Below are 19382 nucleotides of genomic sequence, written 5' to 3'. Positions count from 1 at the left end.
ACGTTACAATGGTATTATAAAAAATGAAGGAGATAAGTTCCCATGTCAAAATCTAAGTTTTTAAAAATGGCTACAGCAGCCACAATAATCGCACTTACATCTAATGCAACATCATCAGTATTTGCAGATCAAGTACCAGCGAGTGATACAGCAGTAATATCTGAGAACATCAGTAATACTGTAACAGCACCTACAGCGCCAGAAGTTAACCTCAATAACCCAACAACAGGCAGTGACACTACTACACCAGTGATTCCACCGACAGATGGAAGTACCACTGATCCAACGATTCCTACAAATCCTACAAACCCAACGACAGGTGGTGACAACACTGCTCCGGTAATTCCACCAACAAACGGAAATACTACTGATCCAACGACTCCTACAAATCCTATAAACCCAACGACAGGTGGTGACAACACCGCTCCGGTAATTCCGCCAACAAACGGAAATACTACTGAGCCAACAACTCCTACAACACCTACAAAGCCAACAACAGGTGGCGACAACACCGCTCCGGTAATTCCGCCAACAAACGGAAATACCAAACCAGTAAAACCAACAACCCCCACAAAACCGACAACAGGCAGTGACACCACCACACCAGTGATTCCATCAACAGATGGAAATGCTCTTAGTCCTACAAAACCTACTGTTTCTCCAACAACTCCAATTGTAACAGATCCATCCGCATCGTCTTCTGCTGTAATTGGAAATAAAACCTCATCATCAGGGACTTCGTCTGCCACTGGCAAAAATAATAAGAAAGTTAAAAATCAAACTTCATCTGAAAAATCTGCCTCACAGACATCCTCAGCGGCCCAAAGTAATCAAAGTGATCCTGGTGCCAACATTGTTGTAGCTGTTTCTCCTGCTAGTCCTGTAGAATTGCAGGATGGCACCTCTATTGTAAATATCCAATCTGGAGTTGCAACTTTATCAAATGGTAAGCAAGCCAATTTAGCTGATTTAGGAGCAACAAAAAATCCAAACGGTACATATTCTGTCACAAATAAAAAAGGAGATAAAGTGACATTACCTGAAACTGGTGAAAAGACATCTCTCCTAACTTTATTAGGCGTAGCATTGGCAGGAATGTTCCTATTACTTAAGAAGCAGAAACAGGAAAACTAAACGTTATTTATAAAGTGGGAGGTCTGAAAAGGCCTCTTTCTTTATATTATTAACTATTATTCTTATGATAGCATTCCCAAAATTTACAAATAACGATATAATAGGGGGAGCAAACAAGCAAAATATAGTAAACAAGAAAGGGACGGCATAGAAAAACGAATGAAGAAGCAGATGCAAACATCAGTGAGTTTAGCAAAAGCAAATGAGTTTGAGGAGAAAGCAAGGATTGTTGGCGGGAGTCCTAGTGTCCTTTTGGGAGTATTAGTATCAAATTTTGTAGACAGTCCCTACGAACTTTCCATTGATTTCTCAAAAACTGCATTAAACAAAGAAGATATAAAAACTCTGACGACTACAATTGATAAAAACATAGCAGATAAATTTGCTGAACGAGCAGCAGAAGTAAACCAATCAATCAGCAATTTACTTCGATTGTTAATTATAGATTTTATTAATAACAAAAAGAATATCACATTGTACTTTGACAAGGAGAACAATAATAAGTATGAGTAATAATCGAATTGGTGTTAAGAATTTTTGGAATAGCCTTCGAGAAAGTTTCCAAAGCACCTTTTTTAAACCAAATAGTAGACAGCCTAAAAAACCTCATGCACTTTCTGAAGCATCATTAAAAAGACTAGGCTTTTATAAAAATAATGAAACTGGGAAACTAATCGCGCCATCAGCTTCAAGGTTTTCTGAAACATATTATGAGAGTTTTGAACTGCAGCCGGTCAAGCATCCGTCTGCCTTTCCTTTTTATCTTACAATACCAGAAGAAGAACTAGGAGTTTTTTCATCATCCACTCAGACAGATACACCTATTGAACCAGGAAAGCCGAGCGGGAAAAAACATAAAATTTTAATTGAATACGCATATTCAGAAACAGATAGTTTGCTAGTCTATAATCAACTGACTGACTTGGATAAACAAATATTGCTTTTTATTGCAATTTTCCGAAATGTGCAGTTCCAACAGATAGTTCGAGAGACTGGTGTCAGTGCTAATAGAGTTGAAAAATCTCTCTTAAGATTGCTCAAATTCTATTTAATTCGACAGTATAAGTTTAAAAGGGATCCTCTCATTGTCGGAGAGGATAAGGCAGAATTAGCTGGTGATTGTTATAGTATTTACGCTTATGGAACTACTGTTTTGCTTGTAAATAATATTCTTGCTCCAGAATTAGCCCATAAATGGAAAGAAATTACCAAAGAGGAGGACAGTTATTCTCCTATTCGTTATTGGAAGATTGCAGATGCTTATCTCAATTTTAGAGTTAAAGATGATTTTGTTAGCTTCAAACCTTATTCCTATATGGAAGGCTTTACCTATACAGAAGAAATAAGTGTACCAATTAGAAATCAATCTGGAGATAAGAGCGGTCTCTCTGAACAATCTAAAAGAATTGTTGGGGAAATAAAAAACCAAAAATCGACAGGCACTAAACCTGCAGCTAGAACTTATCAACGACAACGTCGCGTCCCACGTATCCGTTTTAATGGCCAATTCAATATGAGAGGAAAGAATGGTCAGAATGTACTTATTGATCTCTATCCATTTGTGACTCAAAATGAAGATTATAGTGATTTAAGTAAGTTAGTTAATGTTTTTCTTCATTACGGACAACTGAAAAATGGTTTGGATAAGAATGGAAATCAGCGCCTATTGATGATTATTGTTGATTCTACTGAACAAATTCAAGCTATTGAAAATAAATATCATTTATCAAATGATTACATGAGTCTTAATAATATCTTGTTTCTAGATTTAGAAATAGCTAGTCAGACCAATGTTATGGAAGCTATGAAAGTATTATTGCTAAGCGAAGATCGGAAGAGTCATAAATTGAGAACGGCAAAGTTTAATATCGATGATACTCTTTTAAATCGATCAGAACCGAAAACCAAAGAGACCAAAGAGGCTGTAGTAGAAGTAGAGGAGGAGACTGAGTGAAACCAGCAAGTATCTATATAGATGGTATGATACATCCTGATTTTGACAAATCACCCTTTTTTCAAAAAGCTGAGCGGATTACAAAAAACAAGGCTCTTAAAACTGCTATTCTAGTTGGTGCAGGTACATCGCAAAAGGTTATTCACTATTTCACTGATTCTAGTTTGAATATCGTGTTTGACGAGAAGAAGATATCTGATAGCTCAATTGTAATGACCTCAGATCCAAAGATGCTGAGAAATTTACAAGCGAAGGGTTTCACCACGCTATTCATTATTGATGAATATGGTGAGATAGGACCAAACTTATTCTATAAGGTCAGGGAAACTTTTGACGTACATTATTTAACTACATCAAAAGTTTTTAAAACATGTATTTTAAACGATACCATAACTGATGATAAATTTTTTCTTAATACTATGCTCTTTATAGATCCTCAAATTAGTTTGTGGACCTCATTAGTTCTGGAACGGGATAAGGAATTTTTTAGAACTCTTTGCAATGCGGATATTCTAAAACAACCTTTTTTATCTGAAACTAATTATTTTTTATCTGAGCAAAATAAACCACTAAGATTATTAGATGCAATATCCAAAAAAACTGAGACTATATCTGTTAGTGATATTTCCTTATCAGAAATATCTGAGAGAAAGGCTGCCTCTCTTCATAAGATTGGAGAACGTTTAGAAGATAGGCGAATGGATGATAGAGAAAAAGCTATTGAAGGGTATCTGAATAAATTAACTCCTTTAATAACCAAAATGGCATCAAATTTTGAAAAACTTGAACGGAAAATTGATGCCCTGGAAGATAAAATAGAAGAGCAAAGCCGAGAACAGGGCCAGCAATTCACTTTCACAGATTCATTTGATGATTCAGACCCATTGTCAATCGTGAGAAATCATAATAATTAGAAAGAGAGAGCCTATATGAAACTTTTATTAGTTCCTATAGATAGGTTAGTTGAATTAGACGGCTGTGAAGTGATCACATCAGAAAAAACTAGCCTGGCCGCCATTAAAATTAAAGAAGATAACAATATTTCTGAAGAGATTGCGGACTTACTAGATATTAGTTTAAAATTGACGTAATAAAAACACCTCATTTCAGAGGTGTTTTTAGCAATATATACGTTTATTAGAAAAATAGGAATTTTGTTACTAAACATAAAACCACCACTACTAACTAATTTTTGATAAAATAATAGAAAAGAAAGGAATTTAAAATGCCTTCAGATACACGTATTTTAAAAAACATTGACGATCTCCTATCAATTATGCCTTGGTACGTTAAAGAATACTATTTTTCAAAGAATGTCAAAAGATATAGCAAAAAAACGCTTTATGAGTATTTAAATGAATACCGAAGATTTTTTTCGTGGCTAATAGATTCAGGAATCTCTAATGCTGACTCCATCATGAACGTACCAATTGAAATTCTGGAGAATTTAAAACTTCAAGACGCGGAGGCATACTTTGTTTATCTCCAAGAAAGACCAATGATAAGTGTCAATAAAGATAAGGTTAAACATCTTTCTGAAGCAGCAATCAAACGCAGCCTAGCTTCACTGGCCAGCCTTTGGAAATATTTAACTGAAGAAACCGAAAACCAGGAAGGTGTGCCCTACTTCTATCGCAACGTGATGAAGAAATTAAGTTTTAAATTTTCAAAAGAGACATTAGCCGCACGTGCTGCAGCAATTAAAGATAAACTATTCCTGGGGGATGAAACAAACGAATTTTTAGCTTTCATTTCCGACGAAGAAAGTCCAGAAGGTTATGTCAAAAAAGCGAATTTATCTCCTCGAGCGCTCTCTTCTTATAAAAAGAACAAAGAACGCGACTTAGCTATGATTGCTTTGATACTTGCTTCTGGTATCCGTCTTTCAGAGACAGTCAATATTGACTTAAAGCATCTTAATGTTAATACTATGACTGTAACTGTTACGAGAAAGGGAAATAAGAAAGACTCTGTTCCAATTGCAGCATTTGCGAAAGTATATTTGACCGATTACTTATCAATCCGAGAAAAAAGATATGGAATATCATCAACCTACACTACTGCTTTGTTTGTAACTAGTCAATCAGGCACTGTAAAAAGGCTAGGAGGAGCTGCTATTGAGCGAGCCGTAGCAAAATACTCTGAGGCATTTAAAATCCGTGTAACCCCTCATAAATTGCGTCATACACTTGCGACTCGTCTCTATGCTGCTACTAAAAATCAAATCTTGACTGCTCAACAACTTGGTCATTCTGAAAGTTCTAACCTAGTTAGTACGTATGCGCACGTTCTTTCCGATGAACAAGCAAATGCTTTAAATGAGCTGTAATTATAAATTTCCTAAAATAAAAAGATGCTTCAAGCGAATCATCTTTTTTTATTTATCATATGTATCTGATGTATTATAAATATAATATTTATCTTTTTCAATAACCTACTGCTTCTCAAAATAGAAATAGCCGTCAAATGGTTTCAATTCCATTATTCCATAATCCAAGGCAACCCGGTTAATATAAGGCTGAACAATACGCTCATGAAGCGTAAGCATGGTCTCTCTGAAACTTTCTAAACCCTGTGCTCTCTTATAATGATTGCATAGACGACAAGCTGGGAAAAGATTATCTAACTCATTTCCACCTCCGTTACGTTGGGACAATTGGTGATCCACCTGCATGTCCTTGAAGGCAATTTCTTTGCCACAATAAGCACAGTGACCATTGTATTTTTTGTAGACTCTTTCTCTTAATTCTTTCTTCATTTTGATTGATACCTCGTTACTTTCCTGCATATGCCTTAAGACGGCAGCTTTTAGAACAGTACATCTGATCCGAACGATTAGGAATATACTTGATATGACATCGGACACAAGTATATAATTTAACCATTTTTCTTTTTTTCATTAGGCACATCACTTTCAAAGTATTTGGCAATAGCTGTAATTACAGGAACCGTCACACTGTTCCCTGCTTGCTTGTATAGCTGGCTGTTTGACATTCGTTGCTTACGAGTTATTCTCCATAGCTTCCGCCATTTTTTGCGGGGCAATTTTCTTGAAAGCAGTAGGTCAAAATAACCCTGCGGTATAACTTCTCCATAACACGCTTTATCAAAAGCCCAATCAGGGAAGCCCTGCAGTCTCCAACATTCTCTGGGCGTCAGCTTGCGAATGCGGTAACCATCAGTCACTCCAAAGCTGCCAGTTCGTACAGTGCTACCTCCCCCACTAGATGTTAAAGTCCCAACCTCGTCTTTCACTATTTTGTTGTAAAAGTCTACAATTTTGACTAGGTTATTCTCCTGATAACTATGACTGGTTAAGGTTGGTGCTATTTTATGTTCCCCACCCTTATTAAAGCCATGAGAGCGCTGAATTATCTTTGGCTCCTGGTCTCCTCCTTGCATTGTGGAAAGTGTGGGAGCAATACCTGAAGTATCATATACTCGGTTCGTTATAGAATACTTACCAGGCAGCCTACCTGATAGTACAATCTTCATCCCCTCCCCTTTATTTGTTGTAAGAGTAGGAGCAGGCCCTTCAGTTGAGTAAACATCTCCATTCATTCCCTTACCCGAAGGATGAATATTCCCTACTCTCTTCGGTTTACTTTCAATAATGTACGATCCGTTCCCTTGTCCCCCTGGGTATTGCGCGGTAAGGGAATTTGTTCTGATTTCTGATAATTCAGCAACTTCCCTGTTGTAGCTTCCGAGAGGAAATATTGGTCGGGTACCTCGTCTTCGAGAATGTCCAACAAGGAAGACTCTTTGTCTGTTCTGTGGAACTCCGAAGTGCGAGCTGTTAAGCACTTGCCATTCCACATTATACCCCAAGGCATCAAGCGTGCTGAGGATGGTCTCAAAGGTATCACCTCCTCCATGACTAAGGAGTCCTGGGACGTTTTCAAGGAAAATATAAGAGGGTCTAAGAAGCTTTGCGAAGCGTGCAACTTCAAAGAAGAGATCACCTCGTTCATCTCTGAAACCTCTTCTGCTTCCAGCAAGCGAGAAACTCTGACACGGAAATCCTCCGCAGAGAATGTCCACTTGTCCAAGTCCTCGAATAGATTCATCTGGTACGCTTCTGATGTCATGAAGCTCTACCTCCTTTTCTGTATTAAAAATAGCTTTATAAGATTTTCTTGCAAAGTCGTCTACTTCACAAAACCCTACACATTGATGGCCAGCGGCTTCCATACCAAGGCGAAAGCCACCAATGCCAGCAAATAAATCCAAAAATTTCATTGATTACCTCATTCAAAACAACTCTAACTGCTGCTTAGGTTGAAAATTCATCCAAAGGACTTCTGTTCTCGGTAAACCATGCTCAGCAGTAGCCGCAAACTCCACTCTTTCCCAGTCTCTCAGTTGTTTATTATAAAGCTCACTGTCATAACCGCTTAAGAGAATTTTTGCCTTAGATTGGTTCAGGATGTCCAATAATTCCTCATGATCCTGATCCTCCATCTCAACACTATATTGTTTTCTTGTTCTCGTACTAAGAACGTAGGGAGGGTCTACATACATGCAGACATCTTCTCTACTATATTTATCAATCAGCTCAATGGCTGGCCGACATTCTATCTGGACCTGCTTCAATCGCAGGGTCATTTCCTGAATCAATTCCGGAAGGTCATTCCAATGCTTAACCGCATAGGCCTTTTCCCGGCCATTCACATCCATTTTCCAGCCGGATTTTTCAATGTTGCGAAAACCATGGCTCATGACTGAGCGGATGATAAAATTCAAGGCCTTATCTACTTCATTGTCTGGCTGAACTTCCCAAGCTCTGTCATACATAACCCTGCTATAAGGTGTCAGAAAGATTTTCTTGGCTAGTGCTGCAGGATCTTGCTGAATGACTTTAAAGAGATTGACAACATCCTCATTTAAGTCATTTACTGTCTCGATGTTGCTTATTCCTTTGGTAAACAGTACCGCTCCACTACCAAAGAATGGCTCCAAATAGCTCTTATGATCTGGCATCAAGTCAACAATTTTACTGGCCAGATTCCATTTACTTCCTGGATATCTCAAAATACTTTTCATGTTATGCTCCTTGATGTAAAGCAGTATTCAAAAAAGTGACAGCTTCTTGAGTGTTCATATCCATCAGATGTAGTTCCAAAAATCCGATTTTCATCTTACCTAAATAGTTATTAATGATTAGAGTAAGATTATCTTTTGTATAGCCTAGTTCTTCAGCAAAATCGGCTAATTTTTTGTTCTTTTCCGCTATTTCAATAAACATTTGAGCGGTACGATGAAGATCGGCTCCTGATGGATAATTGCTTAATAAAACAGGAAGAGAAATTAAATTGGAAACTAAATTATAAGGTAAGTTCCCAAGATAATTGATACACCCTCGACGAAATGTTTCCTTATAAATACGTGAGTTCATATCTATAACTTCACTTTCTCTTTCAATATTCTGCTCTCCAGCTATCAACATCGGATATAGCAAAAGTCGATAATAAATAGATAAAATATCCTCTACCTGTTCTTTATTAAAGTCATTATCCAGGCATCTTTTTATAGTTCGTTCAGCTAATGCTGAATTGCTGGCCAGACCACAGATATTAATAATGTCATGAAGACCAATTCCAATCTCCATTTCTTCTAATACTCTTCTTGTAGTTTTGCGACTTGCAATGCTTTGGTAATATCTTAATTCATTTTCCAAAGATTCAACTGAAATTAGTTTAGCCATATAATGTTCTCCTCGAATATTTACGACATATTTTATAGAAATATCAATTTATAAATTGATTATACCATAAAATAATTTATTTTTCATTATTTATATCATATTTTAGTATATTTTTTTGATATTTTATATTAGCCGATATTTTTTACCAGCTAATGGGAGAAATTAATTACTTAATTCCTCCCATTAACCAATAAATATTGGTTAACGTCTAGCTAATTATTGCTAGATAATCTAAACGATTGTTTCACATGTCTCAAAAATGGACAGTTGTTTCACGGACCTTTCCTCTGTATTTACAGAGTATTCATTAAAATCCGTGCTTTTTTCCTCCTTTTCGTCATTGTTCAAAAATGCTTCAGCTTCAGAAAGAAATTCCTGCAGCAAGATTGATAATTCATTAGAAATTTCAAGTTTAGGCTTATTTGGCTTCGCTTCAACTACTTCGGCTTCTGTCACATAATCTTCAACAAGCTCACTTTCCTCTTCATCTTCTACCTCACTATATCGATCAATAGAAGGAATAGTCGTTTCAAAAATTTGACCATGAGAGGCACCATAATCTTTCTCAAATTCTGCAAGAGCAGCTTCGATAGACTCAGTGTTCTCTTCTAACTGAATAAGAGGATTAATTACATTTCTTTTGGCAGAAATATAATTAAGGCGTTCTTGATCGCTAAATGTTTCAGAAGCTAGTCCACGGTCTATAATAACTTGTAAAGAAGCTTCGTCACGATGATATTCATTCTCTTTGGCGACCAGAGCATTTAGAAGATTATCAATACGTTGAATTGTTCCTACTGGACTAGAGAAATCAATCTCTAAGTTGTATTGATTAGCTCCAACTATTTTCAAATCCATTATTTGATTGCTAATATATGGTTGTTTATGGGTTTTCACTCTTAACTTAAAACCACGATAATAGGCTAAAGTAATGAATTCAGGATTTTCAGAAATAGCCATCTGCATATCATAATGTAGTTGGTTTCCTGCAGCATCCTTTTTATCAATAGCAATGCCATTTTCAAAAGTCATCAAAAATGGATTGATTTCTGTTTTTTTGCCATCAACAAAATCAAATCGATGTTTGGTAGCATTTGCTTTGGAAATATCTTCTTGAATACGTTCCAAACGATACTTAGTCAATTCGATATCATTTTGAGCTTGTTCCATCTTTCGCTTGGAATACCTATAATCACGTTTCCAAGCCTTATATCGGCTAGTTAGTAATTCAAATTCATTATCCAGCTCCATTTTCAATTTCAAGTATGGATTGCCAGTGGCAATTGCCTTGAAGTCTGAAGCGGTCATGGTTTGTTCGTCAATATCATCTGCAGCACGGACTGGTGTTTTCGAGGTCATAATTTGTGTAATATAACGCAATTTAGTCTCTTGAATTTGCCATAGGTAGTTATCAAAACTACCTGTCGTGATGTAGTGGAATATGGAAACTTTACGATAAATGTTTCCTTGGCGGACAATTCTACCATTACGCTGAATGATGTCTGAGGGTTTCCAAGGAACATCTAGATGATGAACTGCTTTTAATCGGCGCTGAACATTAAGTCCAGTACCTCCTTTCTCAGTTGAGGCTAGTAATATTCTAATCTCACCAGAGTTCATTTGTCGTTGAAGTTGTAGGCGAGCTTTCTTGTTATTGGCGCTGTGAATAAAGGCAATTTCTTCCTCGGCCACTCCACGCTCTATTAACAAATTCTTTAATTCTTGATAGATAGTAAAGCTGCTGCCAGCAGTTGGGGTACCAAGATCAGAAAAAATTATTTGAGTTCCACGGTTCTTCTCTTCTCGATGATAGATGTTAGATACGCGATCCACCACCTGCATCATCTTATTATTGTCTGCGATAGAATAGCAATCACTATTCAATAGACGCATATCAAGAGCTAGCTTGCGTGCTTCACTTGTGATTTTCAACATATTATCTTCACTTGGGTCAATTTTCCCATCTTTTACTGCTTCAGAACGAGCAACTAGAAGGTTCAGATATTTCTTTTGAGCATCTGTTAATTCGCTCTTTATAGCAATGCGTTCTTCTTTTGGAACTGGAAGATCTAAATCTTCGGTCATTTGTACATCGGCAGTCATTTTATAAATCTGCATAAGTTCTGGTAGATTCATAAATTTTGCAAACCGTTTGCGAGAAATATATTTATCCCCGGTTGGATTTAATTCAAGACTATTTTCTATAATCCCAAATGTTCCTACCCAGGCATCAAAATTACTCATACCAAAGCTATCCAAAATATCAGGTTGAATATAATTCATCATTGTATACATTTCGCTGATGGAATTAGAAACTGGAGTTCCAGTTGCAAATACAACATTTGTGCCTCCATGTTCGTTCTGAATTGAACGAATTTTCATTTCCATATCGAGGTTTTTCTGTGCAGTTGTTTGACCGATACCGGCCACATTGCCAAGTTTAGTTACTGGCCGCACATTTTTAAATTTATGTGCCTCATCAACGAAGAGCATATCAATTCCTAGAGACTCAAAATCAATAAATTCATCTGAACGCTCTTTTTTGTTTTCTGACATTTTTTCCATTTGTTTCTCTAAACGTGCTTTCATTGCTTGTGCCTGTTTGAAACTGATACGATCATCATTCGCTTCAGCAAATTGAATAATTTCACTCAGTTCATCAAGTTTGTCACTATAAAAGAGACGCTCTCTTTCATATGACACTTTGATTTTTTCAAACTGGCTATGTCCCATAACAATGGCATCATAATCACCAGTAATGATACGAGAGATAAACAAACGGCGGCGTGTTTTTTCAAAATCTTGTTCTGTAGTAACAAATACTTTACGAGTTGGAAAGAATCTTAAAATTTCTTGTCCAAACTGTGCTGTCAAACTTGATGGTACTACATATAAAGGTTTATTGACTAAGCCAAGATCTTTTAGTTTAAAGCCCGCACTAACCATTGTTAAGCTTTTTCCGGAACCTACCTCGTGAGCTAGAAGTGCACGTTTATCTTCTATAATTCTTTGAACAGCATTTAATTGATGGGGGCGCAGACTAGCACCTTTTACAAGTCCATTAATAACTAAATGGCTTCCATCATAGGTTCTGGTAACACGTCGATTAAAAGTGTTGTTATAGACTGACTCTACAAGTTCCATTACTTCTTTGTGTTCCAGGACAAAGTTCTTAAAACCTTCTTGAAGATATAGCTCTGCTTTACGCAATTCTGCTGTTGCAACTTCATCTACTACTCTTTTAGGTTCTTCTTTAGTTCCAATATCTTTTGTGATAGTTGGCTGATCTGAACCAAGTAAATAAGATAGAATGTCATGTCCTCGAGAATAACGATAAGTAGATGCGTTACGAAGACCACTTTGAATATTTTTAGGACGATTCATAGTATAGCTAATAAAATCACCAGCTAAACCACGTCCTAGTTTTGTGCTTACTACAACATTATCTGCTTCATAATCACCTAAAGTGATATCTTCATCACCTGCTAAGAAATGGTAGGCAAACATGCCAACAACATTATTAGGAATCCAGGAAGAGCCAAGATTAAAAGATATATCACTGATAAGAATATCTTCAGGAATTACTTGATTTAATAACTTAAGATAATGCTCCCAATCTGCAGTGGAGTCTCCCTGCTCAATTAGCTTTTCAGTTATTTCTTTTTTTGTTCGCACATCCCCAGATAGGACTTCTTCTTTTACTTTATACGCAACAACGTTGTCACGTTGATATTGTTGCGGATCAATAAGTACCCGGTCGCCAAGTTCGGCAATAACACTTTGTTTTGTACTATTAGGGTATATAGCTAACATCAATTCAAAATCAACTCCACCACCCTCTGAAAGACTTGTATTCAAAGCATCTACTGCTGTTGATACTATCTTTAAGGCTTTTTTAGGGCGAACCATTGGTTTTCTGAAAGCATCTGATTTCTTGTAGACAACTTTAGTGCTGTCACTTTCATCTAGTGCTTCTTCTTCCAGACTGGCAATCAAAGGATATCTATCATCCCTTTCAAATAAACGTGAATTGACAGATGTATTGATATAACCATATTTATAGACAAATTCATCATATTTATCATTTAAAACAGACAATAAATATTCAAATTCTTCGTTGTCATAATTGCTAGTTTCCTGAATGTCAATGACATCCTGATAGGCATTTTTTATATCTACCATCCCACGAATACGCTGATTTTCTTTTTCTTCCATTCCTTTCTCATAGAAATGAACACATTTAAAAAATCCTTTATTCGCTCCCTTTTTAGAGGGTTCTGAGCTAATATAAGTATTCGTTATAATTTGAGGATTTTGCTTATAGGCAATCATAAAATCTTCTACAACTTTTTCGCTGTATTTGCTGTCCCAATGTGAGAAATTACCTGTTTCATCTTGATAGAAAATCATTTCTGCAGCGCGTGATGATTTACTGATTCCATCATGGCTACGATAATAGATATTTCCATAACTATCACAAGCATACTCATGTAAACGAATGCCAAGTTGAGCAATCAAACTCTGCTCATCTGAATTCAATCCATTAATGAAAATTTCATCAGCAGCATAATCATATAAACCTTTAATGTAATTATGTTCTGTCATAATTGCTAAAGCTTTTTGTAAATCCAATTTCAAATTATTTGAATTTGCTTTGAGTGAGAGTGTGGCTCCATTGAAATATCGAACAGTATAGTTTCCTAAAACGTATGGATTGTAAAGCCCAGCTTCTTTCAAGAAGAATGGATTCACAAAAATACGATCATCTAAGCTGCTTTTTTGTGGAGCACTGAAAATCTTTTCTACGAAATAGTTCTGGTGCTCTGTTCCTTTTTGGAAAAATAGGATATCGCTGGTAACAGTTGTACCTGCAATTTTTTTAAAAGCATCGTTTGGGAGTCGAACACCTCCCAAAAAACTACTTTGTTCTTTCAACTCTGGTAGAATAGAGCCTGAACGTTTGTCAACTGTTCCTGTTGATGTAATAACAGCGACCACGCCATTCTTGCGTGTAATTCTAATGCTTTTTTTGATGAAATAATCATGAATAAGAGTTGGTTTCTTACTGACTTCATCCATCAGACGAATATCTGCAAATGGAACGTTTGTAATTACCAAATCAAAAGGTGTTCCAGTGAAATCAACCGTTTCAAATCCTTGAACTAAAACAACTGCATCTTGATGCAATTGCCTAGCTAAGGCGCCTGTCAAGCTATCCAGTTCTATCCCATATAGAATAGAATTTTCTCTGATAAACTTAGGCATGGTTGCAAAGAAGATACCTGTTCCCATTGCAGGATCTAGGATATTACCACCTTTGAAGCCATTATCAACCAAATATTGCCACATTTCACTAGCAATCAGTGGATCTGTATAATAAGCTGTCAAAGAGCTCATTTCCATGCTGCGGTATTCTTCATCGGATACAAGATTTTGTAATTCTTCACGTTCTTTTTTAAATCTATCTCCTTTAAAAAAGGCATTAGCTAGTCCGCCCCATCCAACATATTTTGATAGAATAATTTGTTGCTCTGGAGTAGCCAGCTTTCCTTCTTTGTCCAATTGTTTTAACAGTCTAATAGCAATAATATTGCTTTCAACTTTTTCTACTGTTGTTGTTGGAAATTCAAATTTACTTTCCGTCATTTTTTTCCTCCAAAACCAAAAGACTGGCCCATCCAGCACAGTCTTTTAGTCTTTCTTTATTTTTTAATAATGGATTCCTAGACAGTCTACTTGAGTTAGAAACTCTTTTGCTTCAGCCCAGGCATCTTCTGGTGCAGGTGCATTATAAGTACCTCTTAGTTGAACAATTTTTCTCTTGTGCATTTCAAGAGTATAGAGAGGTTTATCTTTATTTTTTTTGTCTCTGACAAAAAAAATAGAAGTTTCACCCTCAGCTATACGATTTGTATAGCTACCTACACAGTGTTTAAGCTTTTTACCTTCTTCTCTCAACTCTTTAAGAGTATGGGGGACAAGGAAGGTATACTGGCCAATAGTTCTTTCTGTTTTTAGTAGCTCTTTCAATCTCTCTTCATAAAGAGAAATCTGTTTCTCATCAATTATAGCTGTGTAAGCATCTGCTGCATCATCGTGAGCTTGTTGAAAGTTTTGAGGCATTACTATTCGTTCCCCTACAAAGGCAACATTAAGCCTCTCTATATTTCTCTTGTAATCACGATAATCGATGCCATTTACTTGATTCTTAACTACCCATTTCATAAACCTAACAGGCTTTACTTCTTTAGGGAAAAGATTAAAATCTTCCAGTTTGAAGTAATTCTCAAGTCCTTCTATATAGGTTCCATAAGTAGAAATAGCAAATTGCTCATACTTAAGATTTGCCAGCATCTTTTCACTATTTTTAAAAAAAGATTTATGTTTTTTTAAAAATTTGAAAGTAAGCACGCGCATATCTCCATGTTTGATAGATTTAGCATAACCATAGTAAATATATTCACCAACAATTTCTTTGACAATTCCTTTCATTCCAGTTTTTTGAGCATATTCAATTATCCCACGATATTTAAAAATGCGATCCAACTGTAAAAGAACATCGAAATTGTTAATAAGATGATCCATATCCAGATATTTCAAACATGACTTTGAAAATTTTTTTATGATACTTTCTTTAGTGTCATAAAAATAAGCCCCAGAATATGTTCCTTGAAATACACCTAAGATGGATAGACCATATCTGTACCCCTCGTAACTACGAGTTATTTTAATATGTCCTACATCCTTTGAAAAATACTCCAGATTATAAAGTGAAAATTCAAAGCTTTCTTTGCCATCTTCAATATGTTGATAGCATTGATAGGTTTGCAACTCTATTCTCTTTTCTGTCACGCCTAACCATACAAAGTACATTGGAGCACCATAAAAAGTTAATCGTGAGTTCTTGGTCAAGCGTTTCTTAACCACTTCACATACTTCACTTTTTCGATTAGAAGAGCAAATAGCCTGAGTCTTATTTTCCCATTTATAAATTGGAAAATAGCACTCCGCCCAAGAAAAGAATTTTTTAGGCGGTCGCAAACATTTTTCTGCATAATCTTTTGCTAAAATAGTCTTTTTCATGGCACGTCTCCAATCAATCAAACAAAGTAAGTTGTTCTTCAAAATTCTCTTTTTGAGGTAAGTTTTGATTCTTACTTACTGGTTTCTTTGTCTTAGAGACGACATTCTGTTTAGTTGAGGTTACTACTTTAGCAGGGACTGATTTCTTTATCTCAACCTTATCTGCAACGTAGTATTCTCGAACCCAACCAAATACGGTCTGGTCATCAACACAGGCAACATTGTCTGTCTTCAATTTTATTGCTTTACTAGAACAATATTTCAAAGCACCTTTTATCGTCCTGTCTGATTTTAGAACACCATGAACAAGTTCATCATCAGTTTCCATCTGCTCACATAACCAATTATGAAAAATATCCTCAGAAGGACTATGTTCTGAGTTCATCTCTTCATTAAGTTTATCGAAAGCCATGACTCTATCAAAGTCATGAGCTGCTACAACAGTGTTTACATTTTGTTCATCCATTATATTTTCCTCCAAAATAATTAAAAAAGGCTCTTCCAATGACCTTTTTAATTATTCTTTATTTTTATCATTCAAATAACGATAGCTGTTCCCCAGTTGTCGGGTTATTAGATTGTATTCTGGCCGGTATCCGTTCTTGAATGGAGAATATCGGCTGATTTTTTTCAAAACCATCAAAACAAGAGTAGAAAAAGCTAAAGACTTCTGCTTGAAAAGAACGAAAGGCAACATATTCCAGTTTATTCTGATAATCTTTGGTAGACTTTGTTAATTCAGTTCCACTATCAATACAAAAGTGTACCCACAATTCAAATGCCCTAGCAAAGATTTCAGTGGGAGTAATGTAATAATCCCATTTTTTTGCAATCGTTTCTCCTTGTTCTTTCAGAGATAGGTGGTTTGATTTTTTTGCTTTTAAAACGAGGCTACTCAGATTCTTTCTGTATTGTTCTCGAATAGTCTTGAATAGATTAGAATTTAAACTAATATCTTCATGTTCATGATAGGTATGATCTAAATAATGACCATATTCGTGAATAAAAGAATTAGAAACTCGAACATCGATTGCAAGAATATTTAAATTCGGAACAAAAAGACCGGTTGCTTTATGTTTGCCTAGTTTTCTAATTTTTAGTTCTGGTCTAACAGAGCTATGAGGTAGTTTATTACACAAATGCTTCCATTGATGCTCCAGGGACCTAAAAGCAAATCGATTAAATTCTTTACCTTGGTAACGTTCCGTGTCAATTTCACACTTCCTGAATCCTAAGTCATTAAAAATAGTTGATTTATTCATATCAGAATCCTGAAAGATTTTATCATCAGTTATGGTTGCAATTGATTTAAAAGCATTATTAGAATGCTCTTTGTTTAAAGAATGGGCAAGAGCATCATCATAAGTATCTAAAATATAGTCTGCTACAGTCGTGTATAATGAACTATATTCTCTCCAATCCCCATCAGTGGCATTAGATAACAGCTCTAAAAAACTGTAAGATACAATAGAATAAAAGTGCTGTTCACCATCAACAAAATAGTACCATCTTTTTAGCTCAGAGTACCCTTTTAATTTTATAAGAGCATCATCAACAACTAGAATGAAAAGATTTAAAGATAGATCCTTTCCTCGTGTCCCATGATTACTCATGATAACTACTTGGTTATCTATAAAATCCGCAGGGAGATCAGACCTAGTATTAGTATTTTTACAAAAAATACTAATTAAGGAAGCTCTATCTTCCCAAGGAACACTGGAACAATAGGTTAAACAGTATTCCATTTCTTCTCCTAGCAATTGATCTACATCATCACGACTATAAGTCAATGTATAAGATGATTTGCTTAACAAGCGAACTTTTCCCAAATAGTTCACCATCTTGCGAACAATTTGAGTTTTCTTCTCTCCTGGTTTCAATCTAGGAAATAATACCTTTTTAGAACAACTTGAGCTTTTTTTCGTTGTTTCAACTAATAAATTTGTCATTTTTCCTCCACGATAAAAAAGCTGCCATTTCTGACAACTTTTTATTTCTATACAGTTAGTAAATCAAAATTTTCTTATAATAAGAATTTCTTTTGACTATTTCCACATGTCTTCTTCATCAAGATGAGTGACTATTTAATTGATTTTCCTCCATACCCAATAGGGTTTCTATTGTTTTGGTTCATAAGACCAAATTTGAACTTTTTCAACTCTAGAATTTTCAGAGAGAAGAAAATCGTCCAATCCTTTTCCGGTTTCCCAAGTTAGAACATTTGATATCCGACCTTTATCATACGTAAGATACTGGACCATATCATTTAAACGTTCAAAGACTTGTTCAGTCCCTTCAAAATCTTGGTCAAAAGCCAGATAAACTTCTTGAAAATTATATTTCAAGATTTGCACTGCAACACGTTGCCAAGAACTTACACCAGCCATAGCAACTACAACTGTTGGGCCAAGTTTAGCAAATTGTGACTCTGGCAGACAAGAGCTGATAATATCAGCTTTTAATAAACCTTCTGTCACAAGAACATTATGAATATTCACTTTGCTCATCAAATGAACTCGACTATTTCCTTCATCATCAAATTTAGCTTGAGCTAAAATTGAATCAGGAAAAGAAAAGTGAGGTCGCGATGCTGCTGCTGTTCCTAAGTTCCTGTCAGAACTAGACACATAAATGTATTTAGCTCTAACTTTTGCTGTAAATGAAAGTCCATTCTTGAAAGTCATTTCGGGAGAAGTAAGTGGCCCTTCAGCTACTACTTCAAATGCTTCATCACGAATAATATATTTTGGTGTATTATCCGAAGAGACAATGCTTACCCGGTATTGATTCTTAGAATTTACTTTGACATCATAAGTATATTCGCGAGGATTAACCCTTATCTGAATCCCCACAATTTGCCCCCAATCATTGCGACTAGGGATCAGTATTCCATGTTTAGAAACATTAAATACTGGAGCCTGATGCTCCTCATTGTAGGAAAATCCTGGGACTCCTCTCCAAGCATCTTTTGGAAGATTATTTGCTAAAAAAACATCTTCCCAAATTGTTTTAATGCTTTTCCCACCAGATTTTTGTTGAGAAATTTGACGAGATAAAGTACTTTTTTCTGCAGATGCATATCCGCGTAAAGCGATTTGTTCTGCAGAAAGTCCTCTCTCATTCATCAAATGCTCCTGATGCTCCTCAGTCAATCCTAAGAGCTGGATGACTAAGGAATATACTTTGTGCAGTCTATTTGCAGGTGCTAAATTTAATAGGGACGAATTATCAATTTTTTTTATATCCACTTTTTGGTGGTCATATAAATCATATAAAGTTCCTCCCATATACGATTGTTTAGTGTTGTCTAATTCACGCATGCAGACAGCCTTGGTTTGCTGCTCATTTACACAGCACCAGTCTGTCTTACCGCAAATAGGACAAGGAAAGGTACGATCTACACGTAACCATGTAGTTCTTCCACCTTTCGCTTTGAATGATTTTACCATATTTTCCTCCATGCGCAAAATGCGCTTTCCTTAAAAAGTAATAAGCAGCTAAGCC

15 protein-coding genes are annotated in these 19382 nt (G+C 35.9%); 6 read left to right on the top strand and 9 right to left on the bottom strand.

The features are described from left to right. The first annotated feature begins 42 nt into the window (after positions 1-42). The 6 genes from RSK81_RS12600 (at position 43) to xerS (ending at position 5417) form a co-directional block, all read left to right on the top strand. Complete coding sequence (locus RSK81_RS12600; RefSeq protein ID WP_315687878.1) at positions 43-1134, top strand: LPXTG cell wall anchor domain-containing protein; 1092 nt, start codon at positions 43-45, stop codon at positions 1132-1134. A gap of 159 nt (positions 1135-1293) precedes the next feature. Next, entirely contained in the window at positions 1294-1647 is a 354-nt protein-coding gene (locus RSK81_RS12595; protein ID WP_315687877.1) for a hypothetical protein, read from the top strand. Next, positions 1640-3088: a hypothetical protein gene (locus RSK81_RS12590; RefSeq protein ID WP_315687875.1), complete on the top strand. Its 1449-nt coding sequence runs from the start codon at positions 1640-1642 to the stop codon at positions 3086-3088. Before RSK81_RS12595 ends, RSK81_RS12590 begins: the two co-directional genes overlap by 8 nt. Beyond that, positions 3085-4002, top strand: coding sequence for a hypothetical protein (locus RSK81_RS12585; protein ID WP_315687873.1), 918 nt, complete (start codon positions 3085-3087; stop codon positions 4000-4002). Before RSK81_RS12590 ends, RSK81_RS12585 begins: the two co-directional genes overlap by 4 nt. A gap of 15 nt (positions 4003-4017) precedes the next feature. Continuing rightward, complete coding sequence (locus tag RSK81_RS12580; RefSeq protein WP_315687871.1) at positions 4018-4179, top strand: hypothetical protein; 162 nt, start codon at positions 4018-4020, stop codon at positions 4177-4179. Between the two features lie 134 nt (positions 4180-4313). Next, positions 4314-5417: a tyrosine recombinase XerS gene (xerS, locus tag RSK81_RS12575; protein ID WP_315687869.1), complete on the top strand. Its 1104-nt coding sequence runs from the start codon at positions 4314-4316 to the stop codon at positions 5415-5417. Between the two features lie 105 nt (positions 5418-5522). Here xerS and RSK81_RS12570 read toward each other — a convergent pair whose 3' ends face one another. From RSK81_RS12570 to RSK81_RS12530, 9 genes are all read right to left on the bottom strand, one after another. After that, positions 5523-5846 carry an HNH endonuclease gene (locus RSK81_RS12570; RefSeq protein ID WP_315687868.1) on the bottom strand — a complete coding sequence of 108 codons (324 nt, stop codon included), beginning with the start codon at positions 5844-5846 and terminating at the stop codon, positions 5523-5525. A gap of 119 nt (positions 5847-5965) precedes the next feature. Then, positions 5966-7330 (bottom strand): DNA cytosine methyltransferase, encoded by a 1365-nt coding sequence (locus RSK81_RS12565; protein WP_315687866.1) that lies wholly within the window; start codon positions 7328-7330, stop codon positions 5966-5968. Between the two features lie 12 nt (positions 7331-7342). Next, complete coding sequence (locus RSK81_RS12560; RefSeq protein ID WP_315687865.1) at positions 7343-8134, bottom strand: DNA adenine methylase; 792 nt, start codon at positions 8132-8134, stop codon at positions 7343-7345. A 1-nt stretch (position 8135) separates the two neighbouring features. Beyond that, on the bottom strand, positions 8136-8795 hold the full coding sequence (locus RSK81_RS12555) for a hypothetical protein (RefSeq protein WP_315687864.1): 660 nt from the start codon (positions 8793-8795) through the stop codon (positions 8136-8138). A gap of 231 nt (positions 8796-9026) precedes the next feature. Next, positions 9027-14441 (bottom strand): SNF2-related protein, encoded by a 5415-nt coding sequence (locus RSK81_RS12550; RefSeq protein WP_315687862.1) that lies wholly within the window; start codon positions 14439-14441, stop codon positions 9027-9029. A gap of 63 nt (positions 14442-14504) precedes the next feature. Beyond that, positions 14505-15878, bottom strand: a complete 1374-nt coding sequence (locus tag RSK81_RS12545; protein WP_315687861.1) for a PcfJ domain-containing protein — start codon at positions 15876-15878, stop codon at positions 14505-14507. Positions 15879-15891: 13 nt separating this feature from the next. Then, positions 15892-16344: a Cas9 inhibitor AcrIIA9 family protein gene (locus RSK81_RS12540; RefSeq protein WP_315687860.1), complete on the bottom strand. Its 453-nt coding sequence runs from the start codon at positions 16342-16344 to the stop codon at positions 15892-15894. A gap of 67 nt (positions 16345-16411) precedes the next feature. Then, positions 16412-17827 (bottom strand): hypothetical protein, encoded by a 1416-nt coding sequence (locus tag RSK81_RS12535; protein ID WP_315687859.1) that lies wholly within the window; start codon positions 17825-17827, stop codon positions 16412-16414. 168 nt (positions 17828-17995) lie between these two features. Further along, complete coding sequence (locus tag RSK81_RS12530) at positions 17996-19327, bottom strand: DUF3854 domain-containing protein (protein ID WP_315687857.1); 1332 nt, start codon at positions 19325-19327, stop codon at positions 17996-17998. Positions 19328-19382: the final 55 nt, after the last annotated feature.

Source organism: Streptococcus sp. DTU_2020_1000888_1_SI_GRL_NUU_041A, assembly GCF_032387735.1.
Classification (GTDB): Bacteria; Bacillota; Bacilli; order Lactobacillales; family Streptococcaceae; genus Streptococcus; species Streptococcus sanguinis.
This window is presented reverse-complemented; position numbering and strand designations above follow the sequence as displayed.

Coding starts and splice junctions, on each gene's coding strand:
- RSK81_RS12600 (WP_315687878.1), top strand. CDS start 43: ATGTCAAAATCTAAGTTTTTAAAAATGGCTACAGCAGCCACAATAATC.
- RSK81_RS12595 (WP_315687877.1), top strand. CDS start 1,294: ATGAAGAAGCAGATGCAAACATCAGTGAGTTTAGCAAAAGCAAATGAG.
- RSK81_RS12590 (WP_315687875.1), top strand. CDS start 1,640: ATGAGTAATAATCGAATTGGTGTTAAGAATTTTTGGAATAGCCTTCGA.
- RSK81_RS12580 (WP_315687871.1), top strand. CDS start 4,018: ATGAAACTTTTATTAGTTCCTATAGATAGGTTAGTTGAATTAGACGGC.
- xerS (WP_315687869.1), top strand. CDS start 4,314: ATGCCTTCAGATACACGTATTTTAAAAAACATTGACGATCTCCTATCA.
- RSK81_RS12570 (WP_315687868.1), bottom strand. CDS start 5,846: ATGAAGAAAGAATTAAGAGAAAGAGTCTACAAAAAATACAATGGTCAC.
- RSK81_RS12565 (WP_315687866.1), bottom strand. CDS start 7,330: ATGAAATTTTTGGATTTATTTGCTGGCATTGGTGGCTTTCGCCTTGGT.
- RSK81_RS12560 (WP_315687865.1), bottom strand. CDS start 8,134: ATGAAAAGTATTTTGAGATATCCAGGAAGTAAATGGAATCTGGCCAGT.
- RSK81_RS12555 (WP_315687864.1), bottom strand. CDS start 8,795: ATGGCTAAACTAATTTCAGTTGAATCTTTGGAAAATGAATTAAGATAT.
- RSK81_RS12550 (WP_315687862.1), bottom strand. CDS start 14,441: ATGACGGAAAGTAAATTTGAATTTCCAACAACAACAGTAGAAAAAGTT.
- RSK81_RS12545 (WP_315687861.1), bottom strand. CDS start 15,878: ATGAAAAAGACTATTTTAGCAAAAGATTATGCAGAAAAATGTTTGCGA.
- RSK81_RS12540 (WP_315687860.1), bottom strand. CDS start 16,344: ATGGATGAACAAAATGTAAACACTGTTGTAGCAGCTCATGACTTTGAT.
- RSK81_RS12535 (WP_315687859.1), bottom strand. CDS start 17,827: ATGACAAATTTATTAGTTGAAACAACGAAAAAAAGCTCAAGTTGTTCT.
- RSK81_RS12530 (WP_315687857.1), bottom strand. CDS start 19,327: ATGGTAAAATCATTCAAAGCGAAAGGTGGAAGAACTACATGGTTACGT.